This is a genomic window from Mycobacterium sp. IS-1742 (assembly GCF_001500125.1).
Lineage (GTDB): Bacteria > Actinomycetota > Actinomycetes > Mycobacteriales > Mycobacteriaceae > Mycobacterium.
Map to the genome: position 1 here is coordinate 1 of NZ_LQIV01000029.1, position 19,526 is coordinate 19,526.

Annotated in this window: 16 protein-coding genes and 1 pseudogene; 7 read left to right on the forward strand and 10 right to left on the reverse strand. The window is 69.5% G+C overall.

The window, feature by feature from the left end:
* Window positions 1–508, forward strand: a pseudogene (locus AU196_RS17325) (peptidase); the annotation flags it as partial.
* 10 nt (window positions 509–518) lie between these two features.
* Here the strand turns inward: AU196_RS17325 and AU196_RS17330 are convergent.
* From AU196_RS17330 to AU196_RS17340, 3 genes are all read right to left on the reverse strand, one after another.
* Window positions 519–1,226: an MspA family porin gene (locus tag AU196_RS17330; RefSeq protein WP_059096323.1), complete on the reverse strand. Its 708-nt coding sequence runs from the start codon at window positions 1,224–1,226 to the stop codon at window positions 519–521.
* 85 nt (window positions 1,227–1,311) lie between these two features.
* Window positions 1,312–2,154, reverse strand: coding sequence for a virginiamycin B lyase family protein (locus tag AU196_RS17335; RefSeq protein WP_059096324.1), 843 nt, complete (start codon window positions 2,152–2,154; stop codon window positions 1,312–1,314).
* Window positions 2,151–4,733 (reverse strand): glycosyltransferase family 1 protein, encoded by a 2,583-nt coding sequence (locus AU196_RS17340; protein WP_059096325.1) that lies wholly within the window; start codon window positions 4,731–4,733, stop codon window positions 2,151–2,153. Before AU196_RS17340 ends, AU196_RS17335 begins: the two co-directional genes overlap by 4 nt.
* 192 nt (window positions 4,734–4,925) lie before the next feature.
* On the opposite strand from AU196_RS17340, the gene AU196_RS17345 reads away from it, so the two are divergent.
* Both AU196_RS17345 and glgB read left to right on the forward strand, forming a co-directional pair.
* Window positions 4,926–7,013 carry an alpha-1,4-glucan--maltose-1-phosphate maltosyltransferase gene (locus AU196_RS17345; RefSeq protein WP_059096336.1) on the forward strand — a complete coding sequence of 696 codons (2,088 nt, stop codon included), beginning with the start codon at window positions 4,926–4,928 and terminating at the stop codon, window positions 7,011–7,013.
* An 8-nt stretch (window positions 7,014–7,021) separates the two neighbouring features.
* Complete coding sequence (gene glgB / locus AU196_RS17350; protein WP_059096337.1) at window positions 7,022–9,310, forward strand: 1,4-alpha-glucan branching protein GlgB; 2,289 nt, start codon at window positions 7,022–7,024, stop codon at window positions 9,308–9,310.
* 31 nt (window positions 9,311–9,341) lie between these two features.
* Here the strand turns inward: glgB and AU196_RS17355 are convergent, their stop codons facing one another.
* The 4 genes from AU196_RS17355 to AU196_RS17370 all read right to left on the reverse strand — a co-directional run bounded on the left by AU196_RS17355 (window position 9,342) and on the right by AU196_RS17370 (window position 12,275).
* On the reverse strand, window positions 9,342–9,590 hold the full coding sequence (locus AU196_RS17355) for a hypothetical protein (RefSeq protein ID WP_059096326.1): 249 nt from the start codon (window positions 9,588–9,590) through the stop codon (window positions 9,342–9,344).
* A 149-nt stretch (window positions 9,591–9,739) separates the two neighbouring features.
* The gene (locus AU196_RS17360; RefSeq protein ID WP_059096327.1) at window positions 9,740–10,639 is read right to left on the reverse strand and encodes a tetratricopeptide repeat protein; all 900 of its coding nucleotides are present in this window, start codon (window positions 10,637–10,639) and stop codon (window positions 9,740–9,742) included.
* A 13-nt stretch (window positions 10,640–10,652) separates the two neighbouring features.
* A complete protein-coding gene (locus tag AU196_RS17365; protein WP_059096328.1) occupies window positions 10,653–11,033 on the reverse strand; it encodes a DUF3817 domain-containing protein in 381 nt (126 codons plus the stop codon).
* 60 nt (window positions 11,034–11,093) lie between these two features.
* Window positions 11,094–12,275, reverse strand: coding sequence for an acetyl-CoA C-acetyltransferase (locus AU196_RS17370; RefSeq protein WP_059096329.1), 1,182 nt, complete (start codon window positions 12,273–12,275; stop codon window positions 11,094–11,096).
* Between the two features lie 93 nt (window positions 12,276–12,368).
* Here AU196_RS17370 and mce point away from each other — a divergent pair, with 93 nt between their 5' ends.
* Window positions 12,369–12,845, forward strand: a complete 477-nt coding sequence (gene mce, locus AU196_RS17375; protein WP_059096330.1) for a methylmalonyl-CoA epimerase — start codon at window positions 12,369–12,371, stop codon at window positions 12,843–12,845.
* Window positions 12,846–12,849: 4 nt separating this feature from the next.
* Here the strand turns inward: mce and AU196_RS17380 are convergent, their stop codons facing one another.
* A complete protein-coding gene (locus AU196_RS17380) occupies window positions 12,850–13,146 on the reverse strand; it encodes an Rv1322 family protein (RefSeq protein WP_059096331.1) in 297 nt (98 codons plus the stop codon).
* 17 nt (window positions 13,147–13,163) lie between these two features.
* Window positions 13,164–13,835, reverse strand: a complete 672-nt coding sequence (gene nucS, locus AU196_RS17385; protein WP_059096338.1) for an endonuclease NucS — start codon at window positions 13,833–13,835, stop codon at window positions 13,164–13,166.
* 50 nt (window positions 13,836–13,885) lie between these two features.
* Between nucS and AU196_RS17390 the strand changes: the two genes are divergently transcribed.
* Window positions 13,886–15,502: an adenylate/guanylate cyclase domain-containing protein gene (locus AU196_RS17390; RefSeq protein ID WP_059096332.1), complete on the forward strand. Its 1,617-nt coding sequence runs from the start codon at window positions 13,886–13,888 to the stop codon at window positions 15,500–15,502.
* Window positions 15,503–15,504: 2 nt separating this feature from the next.
* Here AU196_RS17390 and AU196_RS17395 read toward each other — a convergent pair whose 3' ends face one another.
* Window positions 15,505–17,322, reverse strand: a complete 1,818-nt coding sequence (locus AU196_RS17395) for a fatty acyl-AMP ligase (protein WP_059096333.1) — start codon at window positions 17,320–17,322, stop codon at window positions 15,505–15,507.
* A 118-nt stretch (window positions 17,323–17,440) separates the two neighbouring features.
* On the opposite strand from AU196_RS17395, the gene AU196_RS17400 reads away from it, so the two are divergent.
* Window positions 17,441–18,931, forward strand: coding sequence for a DNA-3-methyladenine glycosylase 2 family protein (locus tag AU196_RS17400; protein ID WP_059096334.1), 1,491 nt, complete (start codon window positions 17,441–17,443; stop codon window positions 18,929–18,931).
* Window positions 18,928–19,428, forward strand: coding sequence for a methylated-DNA--[protein]-cysteine S-methyltransferase (locus tag AU196_RS17405; protein ID WP_059096335.1), 501 nt, complete (start codon window positions 18,928–18,930; stop codon window positions 19,426–19,428). Before AU196_RS17400 ends, AU196_RS17405 begins: the two co-directional genes overlap by 4 nt.
* Window positions 19,429–19,526: the final 98 nt, after the last annotated feature.

Consider the following 19,526-nt stretch of genomic DNA (forward strand, 5'->3'; position numbering starts at 1 on the left):
CCCACCCACTCTCGACTTCACCGCCGAGGCCGCCGACACGTGCCCGGACGCGCGCCCGAGCCCGCCGGTCTCCTACTGCCCCGCCACCAACCGCCTCGTCGTCGACCTCCCCGAACTGCAGACGATGGGGGCCCCGCAACTGGACGTCGACACCCACGGGCTGGCCAACGGCGACAACACGGCCTACTCGGTGCTGATGTCGCGATATCTGCAGGCGGTGCAGCACGAGCGGGGGCTGGTTCTCGACACCGCCGAGGCGGCGCTGCGCACCGCATGCCTGACGGGGGTCGCGACCACGAAGCTGTCGAGCGATGTCACCACCCCCGACGGCAGCACCATCGCGTTGACGGCGGGCGATCTCGACGAGGCGGTGTCGGGCATCCTGACCAACGGGCTGGCGGCCAGCGACGTCAACGGCGATTCGGTGCCGTCCGGGTTCTCCCGGATCGACGCGTTCCGGGTCGGGGTGCTCGGCGACGAGCAGCGGTGTCTGAACCGCTTCCCGTAGGGCGGAGCCGTCAGACGACCTTGGTGGTGCCGTACCAGGCCAGCACCGCCTCGGACATCTCGGTCTCGCGGGTCAGGATGGCGTAGGACCGGATGAACGACTGACCGACGCAGCCGTCGATCTTGATGCGGAAGTTGCTGACCATCACCCACGGCGCGGCGCCGGTGAACTCCTTCTCGGTCACCGGGACGACGTTGATGATGCCCGGTTTCAGACCGACGGTGACGCCGCCGCCGATGTTGCCGCCGATGCCGGGAAGGATGCCGTCGGGTACCGGTGAGATGACGTCGGTCCCGATCACGCCGAGCGACGGGTTCAGCCCGGCGGTCCCGGTGAGCGAGACCCCGTTGGACGTGCTCATGTCGATGCCGCAACCGATTTCGTAGCCGACCTCGAGGACTCCGGTTGGCGGTTCACCGGCCTCCGGACCGCCGAGTTCACCGGAGAAGGTGCCGCCCACGACGTACTCGCGCGACGACAGCGCGGTCGTCAGCGGCGGGATGATCGCCTGCGTCTCGTCCTTCGCCGACAGGGTCAGCGTCCACCCGTCGGGGGTCTCGGTGTGCGCGGGCGGCGTCGAAGCCACCGCGCCTTCGGGCGGGGGCGGCGCCGCGTCGGAGGCCACCGGTTCGGCTGCGGGCTGCGCCCACGCCTGCGCCGGATGTGCGGCCGCGAGCAGACCGCAGATCGCCAACACCGTGAAGCCCCGTTGCCACATCGTTGTAGCCCTCCAGATGACTAGACCCACTAACGGAAGGTACATGGGCGCCCGCGGCAGCTCGACAGGCGTCCCGGCACGCGGGTCAGTCGGGCATGCGGAGGACGAACCCGGACTCCAGCGCGACCCACAGCGCGCCGTCGGGGCCGAACGCCAGACCGTGCGGTTCACTGCCGGGCGGCAGGTCGTAGGTCTCGACGTCGCCGTCGGCGCCGACCCGGGCCAGCCGGTCGGCCCCCCACAGGCTGACCCACACGCCGCCGGCCGGATCGGCGACCACCGCATGCGGTTTCCCGGGCAGGTCGATCTCCTGCAGGGCCCCGTCCAGCGGCATCCGGCCGAGTTTGTCGGCGAGGAACTCGGTGAACCAGATCGCGTCGTCGTGGGTGGCGGTGATGCCCACCGGGCCCGCGCCGCGCGTCGGCAACTCGCGCGCGGTCACCCCGTCGCCGGGGTGCAGGCGGCCGATCGCGTTGCCCTGGTTGAGGGTGAACCACACCGCGTCGTCCGGACCGCGGGTGATCATCGACGGGGTGCCGCCGACCGACGCCCACCCGCTCACCTCGCCGTCGACGGTGATGCGACCGATACCGCCCGACCCCATCTCGGTGAACCACAGCGCCCCGTCCGCACCGACGCAGATGCCGAACGGCGCGCTGCCCTCGGCGAGGGGGAACGCGGTGAGCGCGCCCTCGGTGGTGATGCGCCCGATCCGGTCGTCGCCGTTGCGGGTGAACCACAGCGCCCCGTCGGGTCCGGCGGTGATCAGTGACGGCCGGGACCCGGCCGCCACCGGGAAGCGCTCGACGTCGCCGTCGGCGCCCACCCTGGCGATCGCGCCGTCGTGCACGAGCGTCACCCACATCGCCCCGTCGGGCCCGGCGGCCAGCGCGTAGGGGCCGCCGCCGATCTCGCGGACCAGGCTCACGCCAGCGCGACCAGGCCGAGCTCGTTGTCCGCGGCCAGCAGCCGATGGTGCGGCAGCACCCGCACGGTGTAGCCCACGGGCCCGGCCACCGGCAGCGGTGTCGTGGTGGAGAAGATCTCCCTGCCGTCATCGGCGGTGCCGGTGTGCCCCATCGGCACCGTCACCGGATCGAGCAGCATGTCGCTCGCGTCGACGCGCCCCAGCACCGCCTGCACGGACACCTCGTCGGGGCGCAGACCCGCCAGCGCCACCGTCGCGGTCAGGGTCAGCTCGGAGTTGATCAGCGGGGTGTCGGGCAGCCCGGAGCTGTCGACGTCGGTGACCTCGATCTTCGGCCACGCCGCCTGCACCCGGCGCCGGTAGTCGGCCAGCTCGCCGGCCGCACCGAACGTCACCCCGTCGGCGTCCTCGACGGTCCGCCGCAGCGATTGCGCGGCGGGTGCGTAGTACTTCTCGGTGTAGTCGCGGACCATCCGGGAGGCCAGCACCTTGGGACCGAGCACCCTGAGGGTGTGGCGGACCATCTCGACCCAGCGGATGGGGATGCCGTGTTCGTCACGCTCGTAGAACTTCGGGGCCACCGACTGTTCGACGAGGTCGTAGAGCGCGGCGGCCTCCAGGTCGTCACGCCGCGTCTCGTCGGCCAGACCGTCGGCGGTCGGGATCTCCCACCCGTTCTCGCCGTCGAACCACTCGTCCCACCACCCGTCGCGGATCGACAGGTTCAGGCCGCCGTTGAGCGCGCTCTTCATCCCGGAGGTGCCGCACGCCTCCAGCGGCCGCAGCGGATTGTTCAGCCAGACGTCGCAGCCGTAGTACAGCTGGCGCGCCATCGACATGTCGTAGTCCGGCAGGAACGCGATGCGGTGGCGGACCTCGTGGCGGTCGGCGAACCGCACCACCTGCTGGATGAGCGCCTTGCCGCCGTCGTCGGCGGGGTGCGACTTGCCCGCCACGATCAGCTGCACCGGCCGTTCCTTGTCGAGCAGGAGCTTCTCCAGCCGGGCGGGATCGCGCAGCATCAGCGTCAACCGCTTGTAGGTGGGCACTCGGCGCGCGAAGCCGATGGTCAGGACCTCGGGATCGAATGCCGTTGCGATCCAACCCAACTCGGCTTCAGCGGCGCCGCGCTCCTGCCAGGAGCGACGGAGCCGCGCGCGGACGTCCTCCACCAGTGCCCGGCGCAGCTGCGAGCGGATCCACCACAGGTGGCTCGGGTCCACCTCCTGCAGACGCTCCCACGTGTCGGTCTCCCGCAGCAGCCCCAGATCCTGGCTGCCGAGCAGTTCGCGACCGAGTTCCAGCCACTGCGGCGCCGCCCAGGTCGGGGCGTGCACACCGTTGGTGATCGAACCGATCGGCACCTCGTCGGGGTCGAACCCCGGCCAGAGCTCGTTGAACATCTCCCGGCTGACCTGCCCGTGCAGCAGCGAGACGCCGTTGGCGCGCTGGGCCAGTCGCAGACCCATGTGGGCCATGTTGAACTTCGTCGGGTCGTCCTCGGCACCGAACCGGACGATCCGGTCCAGCGGCACTCCGGGCAGCAGCTGGGAGCCGCCGAAGTACCGCTTGATCATCTCCACCGGGAACCGGTCGATGCCCGCGGGCACCGGGGTGTGCGTGGTGAACACCGTCGAGGACCGCACGACGGTCAGCGCGGTGTCGAAATCCAGTCCGGCGTCGATCAATTCGCGGATGCGCTCCACGCCGAGGAAGCCGGCGTGGCCCTCGTTCATGTGGAACACCTCGGGCGAGGGCAGCCCCTCCACCTCGGTGAACGCCCGGATCGCCCGCACGCCCCCGATGCCGGCGAGCATCTCCTGCTTGATCCGGTGCTCCTGGTCGCCGCCGTAGAGGCGGTCGGTGACACCGCGCAGGTCGTGGTCGTTCTCGGGGATGTCGGAGTCGAGCAGCAGCAAGGGAATCCGCCCGACCTGGGCGATCCAGACTCGTGCGCGCAGCGTGGCGGCGTCGGGCAGCGCCAGTTCGACGAGGACCTGGTTGTCGTCGGCGTCGGTCAGCAGCCGCAGCGGCAGCCCCTGCGGATCCAGCGACGGATAGTTCTCGTGTTGCCACCCGTCGGCGGTCAACGACTGCCGGAAGTACCCGGAGCGGTAGTACAACCCGACCGCGATCAGCGGCAGTCCGAGGTCGGATGCGGACTTGAGGTGGTCACCGGCGAGGATGCCGAGGCCGCCGGAGTAGTTCGGCAGCACCTCGGCCACGCCGAACTCCATCGAGAAGTACGCGATGCCGTTGGGCAGCACCGAACCCTGCTCGAGCTCCTGCTGGTACCACAGCGGCCGGCTCAGGTAGTCGTCGAGATCTGCGGCCAGCCCGTCGAGACGGCGCACGAACGACTCGTCGCGGGCGAGTTCGTCGAGCCGCCCGGGCTTCACACCGCCGAGCAGTGCGACCGGGTCACAGCCGATCTGCTGCCACAGTTTCTGGTCGATGTCGGCGAACAGATCCTGGGTGGGTTTGTCCCATGACCAGCGGAGGTTGATGGAAAGCCGCTCGAGCGCGGCAAGCCGGTCGGGAAGGTGGGCTCGGACGGTGAACCTGCGCAGGGCTTTCACGTGGCTTTACCTTACTGACTTCTCCGAGCCCCGCAGCGTCTCGCCGATTCCTTGGCCTGCTTCGGGTTGGGCCCCGCACTACGGTGGGTATAGGGCGCGGAGAGGGTCAATCGAGAACCAACCGAGACAGAACCAACCGACAGTGGCCACGCCGACGATGCTGGTGGTCGCGCCGATTCAAGAGGAGTGGTGGTGGCCGGCCGTATCGGAATCGATGACGTCGCGCCCGTGGTATCCGGCGGCAGGTATCCGGCCAAAGCGGTGGTGGGCGAGGTGGTGCCGGTCAGCGCCACCGTCTGGCGCGAGGGCCATGACGCCGTCTCCGCGACGCTGGTGGTGCGCTATCACGGCACGTCCTATCCCGAACTCGCCGACGCCCCGGTCGGCCGGCTGAACGCCACCGAGGCCGTCCCCATCGAGGCGGTGGTCTCCGCCTCGCCGCGCGTCAAACCGCAGGCGCTGCCGATGAGTCAGGGCCGCACACCCGATGTCTTCCACGGCCATTTCGTCCCCGACACCGTCGGGCTGTGGACCTTCCGCGTCGACGGGTGGGGCGATCCGATCGCCACGTGGCGCCACAACGTCACCGCCAAACTCGACGCCGGGCAGAGCGAATCGGAACTCGACAACGACCTGCTCGTCGGGGCACGCCTCCTGGAGCGCGCCGCCACCGGTGTCCCCCGCCAGGACCGCTACCCGCTGATGCAGGCGGTCGAACGACTGCGTGAACCGGGTGACCCGTTCTACCGGGCCGGCGCCGCGCTGGCCGCCGACGTGACAGCGCTGCTCGACCAGTATCCGCTGCGTGAATTGGTCACGCGCGGTGAGCAATACGGCGTGTGGGTGGACCGCCCGCTGGCCCGCTTCGGCTCCTGGTACGAGTTCTTCCCCCGCTCCACCGGCGGATGGGACAGCCAGGGCCATCCCGTGCACGGCACGTTCGCCACCGCCACCAAGGCGCTCCCCCGGGTCGCCCGGATGGGTTTCGACGTGGTGTACCTGCCGCCGATCCACCCGATCGGCAAGGTGCACCGCAAGGGTCCGAACAACAGCGTGACCGCCGGACCGAACGACGTCGGATCCCCGTGGGCGATCGGCAGCGACGAGGGCGGCCACGATGCGGTGCACCCCGAGCTGGGCACCATCGACGACTTCGACGAGTTCGTGGCCGCCGCCCGCGACCAGGGGCTCGAGGTGGCTCTCGACCTGGCGCTGCAGTGCGCGCCGGACCATCCGTGGGCGCGTGAGCATCCGGAGTGGTTCACGGTGCTGCCCGACGGCACCATCGCCTACGCGGAGAACCCGCCGAAGAAGTACCAGGACATCTATCCGCTGAACTTCGACAACGACCCGGCCGGGTTGTACATGGAGGTGCTGCGGGTGGTCCGGTTCTGGATCTCCCACGGCGTCAAGGTTTTCCGCGTAGACAACCCGCACACCAAACCGCCCAACTTCTGGGCGTGGCTGATCGGGCAGATCAAGACCGAGGATCCCGACGTGCTGTTCCTGGCCGAGGCCTTCACCCGGCCGGCCCGCCTGTACGGACTGGCGAAACTCGGCTACACGCAGTCGTACACGTACTTCACCTGGCGCACGTCGAAGAGCGAGCTGACCGAGTTCGGTGAGCAGATCGTCGAGCACGCCGACTACGCGCGGCCGAACCTGTTCGTCAACACCCCCGACATCCTGCACGAAAGCCTGCAGCACGGCGGTCCCGGCATGTTCGCGATCCGCGCGGTGCTGGCGTCGACGATGAGTTCGGTGTGGGGGGTCTACTCCGGCTACGAACTGTTCGAGCACCGGCCGGTGCGGGAGGGCAGCGAGGAGTACCTCAACTCGGAGAAGTACGAACTGCGTCCGCGCGACTTCGACGCGGCCCTGGCCGACGGCGAGTCGCTCGAACCGTTCATCACCCGCCTCAACGAGATCCGGCGGGTGCACCCGTCGCTGCACGAACTGCGCACCATCAGGTTCCACTATCCCGACAACGACGCCATCCTGGCCTACAGCAAGTTCGACCCGGCCACCGGTGACCAGGTGCTCGTCGTGGTGACGCTCAACCCGTTCGGGCCCGAGGAGGCCACGTTGTGGTTGGACATGCCCGCACTGGGAATGGAGCCATACGACAGGTTCTGGGTGCGCGACGAGATCACCGGGGAGGAATACCAGTGGGGGCAGTCGAACTACGTGCGCATCGAGCCTGCCAGGGCGGTCGCACACGTGCTCAACATGCCCCAGGTGCCCGCCGACCAACGACTCAACCTACTGCGTAGGGAGTGAACACACGCATGGCCAAGACGAAGCGACTGACCGCCGACAGCACGGATGGCACCGTGACCACCAGCCCGCACCTGCGGCCGCACACCGCCGACCTGAACCGGCTGCTCGCCGGCGAGCATCACGACCCGCACTCCATCCTCGGGGCGCACGAATATGACGATCACACCGTGATCCGGGCCTACCGTCCGCACGCGACGGAGGTCGCGGCCGTCGTCGGCGGTGAGCGCCACGTGTTCACCCACCTCGAGGCGGGCGTATTCGCGGTGACCCTGCCGTTCACCGGTCTGATCGACTACCGCCTCGAGGTCGCCTACGACCACGGTGGCGATCAGCCGCACATCCACCACACCGCCGACGCGTACCGGTTCCTGCCCACGCTGGGCGAGGTGGATCTTCACCTGTTCTCCGAAGGCCGCCACGAACGGTTGTGGGAGGTGCTCGGCGCGCATCCGCGCAGCTTCACCACCCCCGACGGCGTGGTCGAAGGCGTCTCCTTCGCGGTGTGGGCGCCCAACGCCAAGGGTGTCCAGTTGATCGGCGATTTCAACCACTGGGAGGGCAACGAGGCGCAGCTGCGCGTACTCGGCTCGACCGGTGTGTGGGAGCTCTTCTGGCCGGGCTTCCCGGTCGACGGGCTCTACAAGTTCCGCATCCACGGTGCCGACGGCGTGGTGAGCGAGCGTGCCGACCCGATGGCGTTCGCCACCGAGGTGCCGCCCCAGACCGCATCGCGGGTCACCACGAGCACCTACACCTGGAACGACGACACATGGATGACGCAGCGGGCCGCCCAGAACCCGGTCTTCGAGCCGATGAGCACCCTCGAGGTGCACCTGATGTCGTGGCGGCCCGGCCTGTCCTACGTGGAGCTCGCCGACCAGCTGACCGAGTACGTCGTCGAACACGGGTTCACCCACGTCGAGATGCTGCCGGTGGCCGAGCATCCGTTCGGCGGCTCGTGGGGCTACCAGGTCACGTCGTACTACGCGCCGACGTCACGCCTGGGCACACCCGACGAATTCCGGTACCTGGTCGACCGATTGCACCAGGCCGGTATCGGGGTGATCGTCGACTGGGTGCCCGCCCACTTCCCCAAGGACGCGTGGGCGCTGGGCCGGTTCGACGGCACCGCGCTCTACGAACACGCCGACCCTCGCCGGGGTGAGCAGTTGGACTGGGGCACCTACGTTTTCGACTTCGGCCGCGCCGAGGTCCGCAACTTCCTCGTCGCCAACGCGCTGTACTGGCTGCAGGAGTTCCACGTCGACGGGCTGCGCGTGGACGCCGTCGCGTCGATGCTCTACCTGGACTACTCGCGGCCCGAGGGCGGCTGGACACCGAACATCTACGGCGGCCGCGAGAACCTCGAGGCGGTGCAGTTCCTGCAGGAGATGAACGCCACGGTGCACAAGGCCAGCCCCGGCATCGTGACGATCGCCGAGGAGTCGACGTCGTGGCCTGGGGTCACCCGGCCGACGAATCTGGGCGGCCTGGGCTTCTCGATGAAGTGGAACATGGGCTGGATGAACGACACACTGGCGTTCATCAGCCGCGACCCGATCCACCGCAGCTACCACCACCACGAGATGACGTTCTCGATGCTGTACGCGTTCAGCGAGAACTACGTGCTGCCCATCAGCCACGACGAGGTGGTGCACGGCAAGGGCACGCTGTGGGGCCGGATGCCCGGCGACGACCACCGCAAGGCCGCCGGCGTGCGGCAACTGCTCGCCTACCAGTGGGCGCACCCGGGTAAGCAGCTGCTGTTCCAGGGACAGGAGTTCGGCCAGCGTGCGGAGTGGTCGGAGGAACGCGGTGTCGACTGGTACCAGCTCGACGAGCACAGCTACTCCAACGGCATTCTGCGGATGATCTCCGACATGAACGGGATCTACACGAGCCACCGGGCGCTGTGGTCGCACGACACCAGCCCCGAGGGCTACTCGTGGATCGACGCCAACGACTCGGCCAACAACGTGCTGAGCTTCCTGCGCTACGGCGACGACGGTTCGGTGCTGGCGTGCGTGTTCAACTTCTCGGGCGCCGAGCACAGCCAATACCGGCTCGGACTGCCGCACGCCGGCACCTGGCGCGAGGTGCTCAACACCGACGCGTCGGACTACAACGGCGCGGGGATCGGCAACTACGGGGCGGTGCAGGCCAGCGACGAGCCGTGGCATGGCCGGCCCGCCTCGGCGGTGATGGTGCTGCCGCCGCTGTCCGCGCTGTGGTTCGAACCGGTGCCGGCGGACGCGCCCGTCGTGCAGGAGCCCGCGACCGACCCGCCGCTGTCCTAGCAGACGTCGAGACTGCGGGGAGCTGTCGGGGTCAGCGGGTGGTGACGTAGACGACGCGGTCGTCGTTGTCGTAGCGGACCGAGACGATGCTGGACTGGTCGAGCGGCTTGTTCATGCCCTGCTGGGTGACGCGGACCTGGTAGCCGCGGTCGTCGAGCGAGCTGATGGTGTCGGCGGCGTTGCCCGGTCCGGAGGGGGCGGCCTGAGCGGGGGCGGCCAAGGCCAGGAATCCGGTGGCCAGTCCGCCGGCGATGATGGTGGCGAATCCGAACTTGTTCATCTCGGTACCTCTTCGTGTCCGTTCGGTCTGGAGGGATTTCCTGGCCGGTCTGACTGCAACAACCTGCAGGTCAGGGCCATCCATCCCGTTGGCAGTGATTGACCGACGGCTGGCAGGAACTGTTCGGAAGAGGCCTTGGAACGCCGCGCTCAGTACAGCGCGTTGGCGAGTTTGCGCCGACCCGCGATCACCTCGGGATCGGCTGGGTCGAACAGCTCGAACAACTCGATGAGCCGGGTCCTGACCCGGGTGCGCTCATCGCCTGCGGTGCGCTTGACCAGGCCGATCAACCGCTCGAACGCCGCCTCGACCTGCTGTTGAAGGATCTCGACATCCGCCGCGGCGAAGGCGGCGTCGACGTCGTCGGGTGCGGCGTCGGCGACGGTGGGCGCATCGGGGCGCTGGGTCGTCGCGCGCTGCAGGAACGCGATCTGCCGGACCGCTCCCTTGGCCTCCGCGTGGTTCGGCTGAGCGTCGAGGATCGCCTGGTAGGCCGCCAGTGCGGCGTCGAAGTCTCCCTCGTCGAGGAAGGCGCGCGCCTGGGCGACCTCCGGGTCGACCCGCTCGGGCTGGTCGGGATCCCCGGCGCCCGGGAGCTTTCCGGCGGTGGCTTCGAGGAGCGAATCGATCCAGCGCCGCAGCTGATCGGCCGGCTGCGCGCCCTGGAAGCTCGAGATCGGCTGGCCGCCTGCGAGCGCGACGACCGTGGGGACCGCCTGCACGCCGAACATCTGCGCCACCCGCGGCGTGGTGTCGACGTTGACCGTCGCCAGCGACCACCTGCCGGCGTCGGCGCCGGCCAGTTCGGCCAGCGTCTGCCCCAGCGCCACGCTGGAGTCGCTGCGCGGAGACCACAGCAGCACGACGACGGGGACCTGGCCGGAGCGGACCAGCACCTCGGCTTCGAGATTCGCCTCGGTGATCTCGACCCCGCCGGGGCCGCCCGCCCCGCTGGGGCCGCCCGACTCGGCGGCGGGGCGTTGCTTGAGCGCGGACAGATCAACCGCACCGGCCAGTGCCGGCCCGATGGAAGGTCGTGGACGTGTCACGCGTGCAAGTCTGTCACGTCGTTTCGGGTACCGGGCGCCCTGGCCGACCCATCGCGGAGGCGGCGTCGGCGCCCAACCGGCCCGTGCGCTCAGCCCATATGAGGAAGATCACAGTACCCAGCGGGACGATGCTCGCCAGCCCCGCCAGCAACCATGTCCACAGCCTCCACCGCAGGGTGAATCCGGTGACGACGGCGGCCACGACGAACGCGACGAACACGCCGCCGTGGGCGGGTCCGAAGATCTTGACCCCGATCTCGGTGCTCGGGCTGCCGAGGTACTTGAAGTACATCCCCAGCAGCAGGCCGACCCAGCTCACCGCCTCGAGCAGACCGACGAGCCGAAGCCAGCCGACAGGGCTACGCAGATCGAAAGCACCGAACATGGCCGCCATTGTGCCCTAAGCCGGCCACGATTACTACAAGCCGTCGTAGAGGCCCCGGGAGGGCTCGCGTCAGGGGCGGCGCAGGATCAGCGCATCGCCCTGGCCACCGGCACCGCACAGGGCGGCGACCGCGTAGCCGGAACCCTTGCGGGCCAGTTCGAGCGCCGCGTGCAGGGCGATGCGGGCACCCGACATCCCGATCGGGTGTCCGATCGCGATCGCCCCGCCGTTGGTGTTGACCTTGTCGGGATCGACGCCGAGCTCCTGGGTGGAGGCGAGCGCGACCGCCGCGAAGGCCTCGTTCAGCTCGATCACGTCGAGCTGGTCGGCGGTGATGCCTTCCTTGGCGATCGCCTTCTTGACCGCGTTGGCCGGCTGCGACTGCAGCGTCGAGTCGGGTCCGGCGACCACACCGTGCGCGCCGATCTCCGCCAGCCAGGTCAGGCCCAGCTCCTCGGCCTTGGCCTTGTTCATGACGACGACCGCGCAGGCACCGTCGGAGATCTGCGACGCCGAGCCGGCGGTGATCGTGCCGTCCTTGCGGAACGCCGGCTTCAACCCGGCCAGCGACTCGGCCGTGGTGTTGGCGCGGATGCCCTCGTCCTCGGCGAACTCGAGCGGATCGCCCTTGCGCTGCGGGATCGACACCGGCACCACCTCGTCGGCGAACACCCCGTCCTTCCACGCCGCGGCGGCGCGCTGATGGGACTGCGCGGCGTATTCGTCCTGCTGGGCGCGGGTGAACTGGTCGACATCGTTGCGCTGCTCGGTGAGTGCGCCCATCGGCTGGTCGGTGAACACGTCGTGCAAGCCGTCGTAGGCCATGTGGTCGACCGCCGTCACGTCGCCGTACTTGTAACCCGAGCGGCTGTTCACCAGCAGGTGCGGCGCCTGGCTCATCGACTCCTGGCCGCCGGCCACCACCACGTCGAACTCGCCCGCGCGGATCAGCTGGTCGGCCAGTGCGATCGCGTCGATACCCGACAGGCACATCTTGTTGATCGTCAGCGCGGGCACATCCCACGGGATGCCCGCGGCCACCGCCGCCTGGCGGGCCGGCATCTGCCCGGCGCCCGCGGTGAGCACCTGACCCATGATCACGTACTCGACGGCGGACGGGGCCACTCCCGCCTTGTCCAGCGCGGCCCTGATCGCGAGCGCCCCGAGGTCGCTGCCCGAGAAGTCCTTCAGCGAACCCATCAACTTGCCTACCGGCGTCCGGGCTCCAGCAACGATCACCGACGTCGTCATCACTACCTCCAAGCGGGTTTCAGGCGGTTCCGATGAGGCTATACAGCCGACCTGAGGTGTTCGGAACCGATGCCGTTAGGTTACCTTTGCGATATGACTGCCGAGCAAATTGACGCCCGTCCAGTACTGGCCACCGCCCTGGTGACCGCGATCGATCACGTCGGTATCGCGGTGCCGGATCTGGACGAAGCGATCAGGTGGTACCACGACCACCTCGGCATGATCGTGCTGCACGAAGAGGTCAACGAGGAGCAGGGCGTGCGCGAGGCCATGCTGTCGGTGCGCGGCGCGCCGGTCGGCAGCGCGCAGATCCAGCTGATGTCCCCGCTGGACGAGACCTCCACAATCGCGAAGTTCCTCGACAAGCGCGGCCCCGGCCTGCAGCAGCTGGCCTACCGCACCAGCGACATCGACGCGCTCAGCGAGCGGCTTCGCGAACAGGGTGTCCGGCTGCTCTACGACGCGCCCCGCCGCGGCACATCGAATTCGCGGATCAACTTCGTCCATCCCAAGGATGCCGGCGGCGTGCTGATCGAACTCGTCGAGCCCGCGGCCGACGCCGAGCACTGACCCACTAGGACCATCGGCGCGTCGGGCCCCGGGTGGCCCGGTGCGTCCAGCACGGCGCGTGCCAGTGCCGGCGGTCGTCCACCGCGGCCTCTCCCGCATCCGCCGGCCAGACCACCAGATGCGCTGTGCCGGGTCGGATCTCATGGTCGCAGCCCGGGCAGCGGTAGGTCTTGGCCGCTCGTGCGCCGGACACCGGCCGCACCTCGTAGTCATAGCCGTCGGGGCCCGGCTCGACGCGCCGCTCGGTGAACGGCGGAGGCAGCGGGCGCGACCGCCGCGGCGGAGGACGGCGCCTGGGCATGGGGGCAGTCTAGGGCTTCAGAACAGCCGGAACTCGTCGCTGTCCATCCCCCGCATCTGGTCGTAATCGAGTATCAGGCAACGAATCCCACGGTCAGTGGCCAGCGTGCGCGCCTGCGGCTTGATCTGCTGAGCGGCGAACACCCCGGACACCGGCGCGAGCAGGCTGTCCCGGTTGAGCAGTTCGAGGTAGCGGGTGAGCTGTTCGACACCGTCGATCTCGCCGCGGCGTTTGATCTCCACGGCCACCGAGCGCCCGGACTCGTCGCGGCACAGCAGATCCACCGGCCCGATTGCGGTCATGTACTCGCGGCGCACCAGCGTGTACCCGGTGCCGAGCAGTTCGACGTGTTCGGCGAGCAGCTTCTGCAGGTGGGCCTCGACACCGTCCTTGACCAACCCGGGGTCGATGCCGAGGTCGTGGCTGGAGTCGTGCTCGACCTCCTCGACGGTGATCCGCAACTGCTCGCCCGCCTTGTTCTCCACCACCCACACCGGGTGGCCGTCGCCGGCTTCCTCTGTCAGCCGGCACGGCGGGCTCATCCAGTTCAGCGGTTTGTAGGCCCGGTCGTCGGCGTGCACGCTGACCGAACCGTCGGCTTTGAACAGCAGCAGTCGGCGCGCGGAGGGCAGATGGGCGGTCAACCGACCGATGTAGTCGACCGTGCACTGGGCGATGACGAGACGCACCCGCACAACATTAGGGTCTGCGGACTTCTGCAAATTAGGCTGGCGGCACAATGGACGCGACGACGAGCGCCAAGAGAAGCGTTCCCCAGCGGCTGGGACGGCTCCTTGAGAAGGTGACCAGGCAGAGCGGTCGCCTGCCGGACACCCCCGACTACGGCTCCTGGCTGCTCGGAAAGCCCGACGAGGACCAACAGCGCAGGCGCATCCGCATCCAGGTCATCCTCACGTTCTTCCTCCTGTTCACCAACATCCTGGGCATCGCGGTCTCACTGCTCCTCAACGCCGTGGCCATCCCGGTGCCGAGCGTGTTCTCCGACGCGCCCGCCTGGTTGACCTGGGGCGTGGTACCCGCCTACATGGTGGTCGCGCTGATCTTCGGCACGGCGTGGATCACCTCCCGTACCGTCCGCTCGCTGCGGTGGGCGATCGAGGAGCGGACTCCCACCCGCGACGACCAGCGCAACGTGTTCCTGGCGCCGTCGCGCGTGGCCAAGATGTTGCTGTTGTTCTGGGGTGTCGGCACGGCGCTCCTGACGGTGTTGTACGGCCTACAGGATTCGGCCTTCATCCCGCGGTTCCTGTTCGCCGTCGGTTTCCCCGGCATCGTGGTGGCCACCGCCTGCTACCTCATCACCGAGTTCTCGCTGCGGCCGATCGCGGCCCAGGCGCTGGAAGCGGGCCGCCCGCCACGCCGGTTCGCGCACGGGGTCATGGGCCGCACCATGACCGTCTGGCTGCTCGGATCCGGTGTGCCCGTGCTCGGCATCCTCATGCTCGCCGTGTTCTCGCTGTCGATGCGCAATCTGACCGCCACGCAGTTCGGCGTCGCCGTGATGATCATCGCGATCGTGGCGCTGCTCTTCGGGCTGATCCTGATGTGGCTGCTGTCCTGGATCATCGCCACGCCGGTGCGGGTGGTGCGCGCGGCGCTGAAGAACGTCGAACGGGGCGACTTCGACTGTCGGCTGGTGGTTTTCGACGGCACCGAACTCGGCGAGCTGCAGCGGGGCTTCAACAAGATGGTCGAGGGCCTGCGCGAACGCGAACGGGTGCGCGACCTGTTCGGCCGCCACGTCGGCCGCGAGGTCGCGCTGGCGGCCGAGAAGCAGCAGATCGAGCTCGGCGGCGAAGAACGCCACGCCGCCGTGATCTTCGTCGACATCATCGGGTCGACGCAGATGGTCACCAGCCGGCCCGCGGTGGAGATCGTCGAACTGCTCAACCGGTTCTTCGCGGTGATCGTCGACGAGGTGGATCGTCACCACGGCCTGGTCAACAAGTTCGAAGGCGATGCCGTGCTGGCCGTGTTCGGCGCCCCGGTAGCACTCGACAACGCCGAGGACGAGGCGCTGTCGGCGGCTCGGGCCATCGCCAGGCGCCTGGCCGACGAGGTGCCCGACTGCCAGGCGGGCATCGGAGTGGCCGCAGGCACGGTGGTCGCGGGCAACGTCGGCGCCAAGGAGCGCTTCGAGTACACCGTCATCGGCGAACCGGTCAACGAGGCCGCACGGCTGTGCGAGCTGGCGAAGTCGGCGCCCGATCGGCTGGTCGCCTCATCCGCCACCGTCGACGGCGCGACCGACTCCGAACGCGCGCACTGGACGCTGGGCGACACGGTGACCCTGCGTGGCCACGACGAGCCCACCCGCCTGGCCCTGCTGGCCTGACGTCAGGTCCCGCGCAGCGCCCCGTCGAGATGTGCGGTGCGGCAGGCGCGACGGGCCAGCTTGCCGCTCGTGGTCCGCGGGATGGCGCCCGCGGGGACGAAACGCACCTCGGCCACGTCGATACCGTGCCGCTGCCGCACCGCCTCACGGATCGCGTCGACGGCCGGGGCCGGGTCGGCGCGGCGGGTTCCCGACGCCCGTTCGGCGATGATCACCAGCTGCTCGTCGCGCCCGGTGAACGCCGTGACGTGGCCACGGCGCACCAGCGGTGAGGCGTCGGCCGTGGTGGTCTCGATGTCCTGCGGGTAATGCTGCCGCCCGTCGACCACCACGAGATCGGCCAGGCGGCCGGTGACGTACAGTTCGCCGTCGAGGTAGGTGCCGAGATCGCCGGTGCGCAGCCAGCCGGCATCCTGGGGTACGCCACCGGCGTGCCCTCCGGCGGCGGAAGTCAATGTCGCGCCGAAGGTTTCGCGTGTCTCGTCGGGCCGGCCCCAGTAGCCGCGGCCGATGTTGTCGCCGTGCAGCCAGATCTCCCCGACGTATCCGTCGGGCAATTCCTCACCCGAGGCGGGGTCGACGATCACCGCCCACTGGCTCCGGGCGATCTGACCACACGACACCTGGGCGACCGCGCTGCGCGAGTCGGCCGCGACGCGGACCGCCCGGCCGTCGGCCAGGTGTCCGCGGTCGAGATGCACCACCGACGGTTGCGCGTCGGGGGCGATCGTCGCGACGAACAGCGTCGCCTCGGCGATGCCGTAGGACGGTTTGAACGCCGTCGGCGGCAGCCCGTGCGGCGCGAAGGCCGCGGTGAACGTGTCGATGGCCGCCATGCTCACCGGTTCGGAGCCGATGATGAGGACGACGTTGCCCAGGTCGACGTCCTCGCCGGCCTCCGGCAGCCCGCGCTGGGCGGTCCATTCGTAGGCGAAGTTGGGCGCGGCGGTGACCACGCGGCCGTCACGGGATCCCTCGGCGAGCGCCCGGATCCAGCGCTGCGGACGGCGCAGGAACGCCGTCGGCGACATGAGCGTGGAGTGTCCGCCGTAGACGGCCGGGAACCCGATCATCGACAGCCCCATGTCGTGGAACAGCGGTAACCAGCTGACGCCGTGGGTGTTTCGGTCCAGCAGGTCGATCGACAGGATCATCTGCAGGAGGTTGGTGCCGACGGCCCGGTGGGTGATCTCCACGCCGACCGGCGGCCTGGTCGCGCCGGAGGTGTACTGCAGGTGCGAGACGTCATCGACGTCGACCGGCTGCTCCACGAACGCGTCACCCGCGTCGTCGGGGATCTCGTCGAGCAGCACGACGTGCGGTCGCTCGACACCGGCCAGGCCGGCGAGGAAGTCGTCGACGGCGCCGGCCGCCGCCGTGGTCGTGAGCATTACGGTCGGGCGGGCGTCGCCGAGTGCGGTGTGCAGGCGTTCGGCGTGGCCCTGCAGTTCGGGCGCGAACAGTGGGACCGCGACGGTGCCCGCCTTGATCGCGGCGAAGAACCCGGCGATGTAGTCGAGCCCCTGGGGCGCGAGGATCGCCACCCGGTCACCGCGGGAGGTGAGTGCCTGCACGCGCGCGGCGATCGCCCGGAGCCGCACTCCGAGCTCGGTCCAGGTGAGTTCGGCGACGGCGACGTCGTCGGCGCCGCTGTGGTCGAGATAGCGGTATGCCACCGCGTCGCCGACGGCGGCGATGTTTCGCTCGATCAGGGAGATGAGCGTGACGCCCGGCGGGAGCACGATGTTGCCCTCGGCATCCAGGCAGTCCTCGATCTTCAGCAGCCCTTCGTGGACCACCTGCCCGGTACTGCCGCTCATGCCGACGAGTCTAGGGAACGCCGCGGTGGCGTCGCGGCGCCCGCACCCGGATGCGCCCACCCACAACCATGTCGGTTTTCCGCCGGTGGTGTCGGTGGGGGCGTGTAAGTCTGACAGCATGTACGACGATTTCGACCGCTGCTACCGGGCCGTGCAGTCCAAGGACGCCCGGTTCGACGGTTGGTTCGTCACCGCCGTGCTGACCACGCGGATCTATTGTCGGCCAAGCTGTCCCGTCCGGCCGCCGTTCGCCCGCAACGTGCGGTTCTACCCGACGGCCGCGGCGGCACAGGCCGCCGGATTCCGGGCCTGCAAACGCTGCCGACCGGATGCGTCGCCGGGTTCACCGGAGTGGAATGTCCGCGGCGATGTGGCCGCCAGGGCGATGCGCCTCATCGCCGACGGGACCGTCGATCGCGACGGCGTCACCGGGCTGGCCGACCGCCTCGGCTACACCACGCGGCAGGTGCAGCGCATTCTGCAGGCCGAAGTCGGCGCCAACCCGCTCGCGTTGGCCCGTGCGCAGCGGGCACAGACCGCACGGGTGCTGATCGAGACCACCGATCTGCCGTTCTCCGACGTGGCGTTCGCCGCGGGCTTCTCGAGCATCCGGCAGTTCAACGACACCGTGCGCGCCACGTCGGCGTGCACCCCCACCGCGATGCGCGAGCGGGCACGACGGCGGTACGGGTCCGCCGAGGCGGGCGCGGGGTCGCTTGCGCTGCGCCTGCCGGTGCGCAGGCCGTTCGCCTACGAAGGGGTGTTCGGCCATCTGGCGGCCAGCGCGGTCCCGGGTGTCGAGGAGTTCCGCGACGGCGCGTTCCGGCGCACGCTTCGGCTGTCCAAGGGGCACGGCATCGTGAGCCTGACTCCCCGCGATGATCACGTCGACTGCGTGCTCCACCTCGAGGACCTTCGCGACCTCGCCAGCGCGATCGCGCGGTGCAGGCGCCTGGTGGACCTCGACGCCGACCCGGAAGCCGTCGTCGACGTGCTCGGCGCCGATCCCGAGCTCACCGCCCTGGTGGCCAAGGCGCCCGGGCAGCGCATCCCCCGCACCGTCGACGAGGCGGAACTGGCGGTGCGGGTCGTCCTGGGCCAGCAGGTGTCGCTGAAGGCGGCCCGGACGCACGCCGGTCGGCTCGTCGCCCACTACGGCCGTCCGGTCGGCGATCCGCACGGTGGCCTGACGCACGTGTTCCCCACCGTGGAGGACCTCGCCGACATCGACCCCGCGCATCTCGCCGTGCCGCGCAGCCGGCAGCGCACGGTGCGGGGGCTCGTCGCGGCGCTGGCGGCCGGCGACGTCCGCCTCGATCCCGGGTGCGACTGGGACGAGGCGCGGCAGCAGCTCACCGCGCTGCCCGGCATCGGCCCGTGGACCGCGGAGGTGATCGCGATGCGCGGCCTCGGCGATCCCGACGCCTTCCCGGTCGCCGACCTGGGCGTGCTCACCGCCGCCCGGCAGCTCGGCCTGCCCGACGAGGCGAGAACGCTCGCCGCGCACGGTGCGCGGTGGCGACCCTGGCGGGCGTATGCGACACAGCACCTGTGGACGGCGCTCGACCATCCGGTCAACGACTGGCCGCCGAAGGAGGTCCGACAGTGACGATCCGATTCCGTACCGTCGACAGCCCGGTCGGTCTGTTGACCCTCGCCGGCCGCGACGACCGCCTCAGGCATCTGCGCATGGTGGATCAGACCTATGAGCCGAGCCGCGACGGCTGGGTGCCCGACCCGACCGCGTTCTGCGACGCCGTCGAACAACTCGGCGCGTATTTCGCCGGCGAACTCACGACGTTCGACCTGGAGCTCGATCTGGCCGGCACCGCATTCCAGCGCCGGGTGTGGGAGGCGCTGACGACGATTCCGTACGGTGAGACGCGCTCGTACGGCGAGATCGCCCGGCAGATCGGTGCTCCCGGCGCATCCAGGGCCGTCGGACTGGCGAACGGCCACAATCCGATCGGCATCATCGTGCCGTGTCACCGCGTGATCGGCTCGAATGGGAGTCTCACCGGATATGGCGGCGGAATCGAACGGAAGAGAATGCTGCTCGGAATGGAGAAGCAATTCCATTCGGCCATTCCGACGTTATTCGATTGAGTACCGAAAAAGGCTACTTATAGAAATGCCTCGGCCCTCCGATTGTGGTCGGAGGGCCGAGGGGAAAGGGTGTTCGGCGGTGTCCTACTTTTCCACCC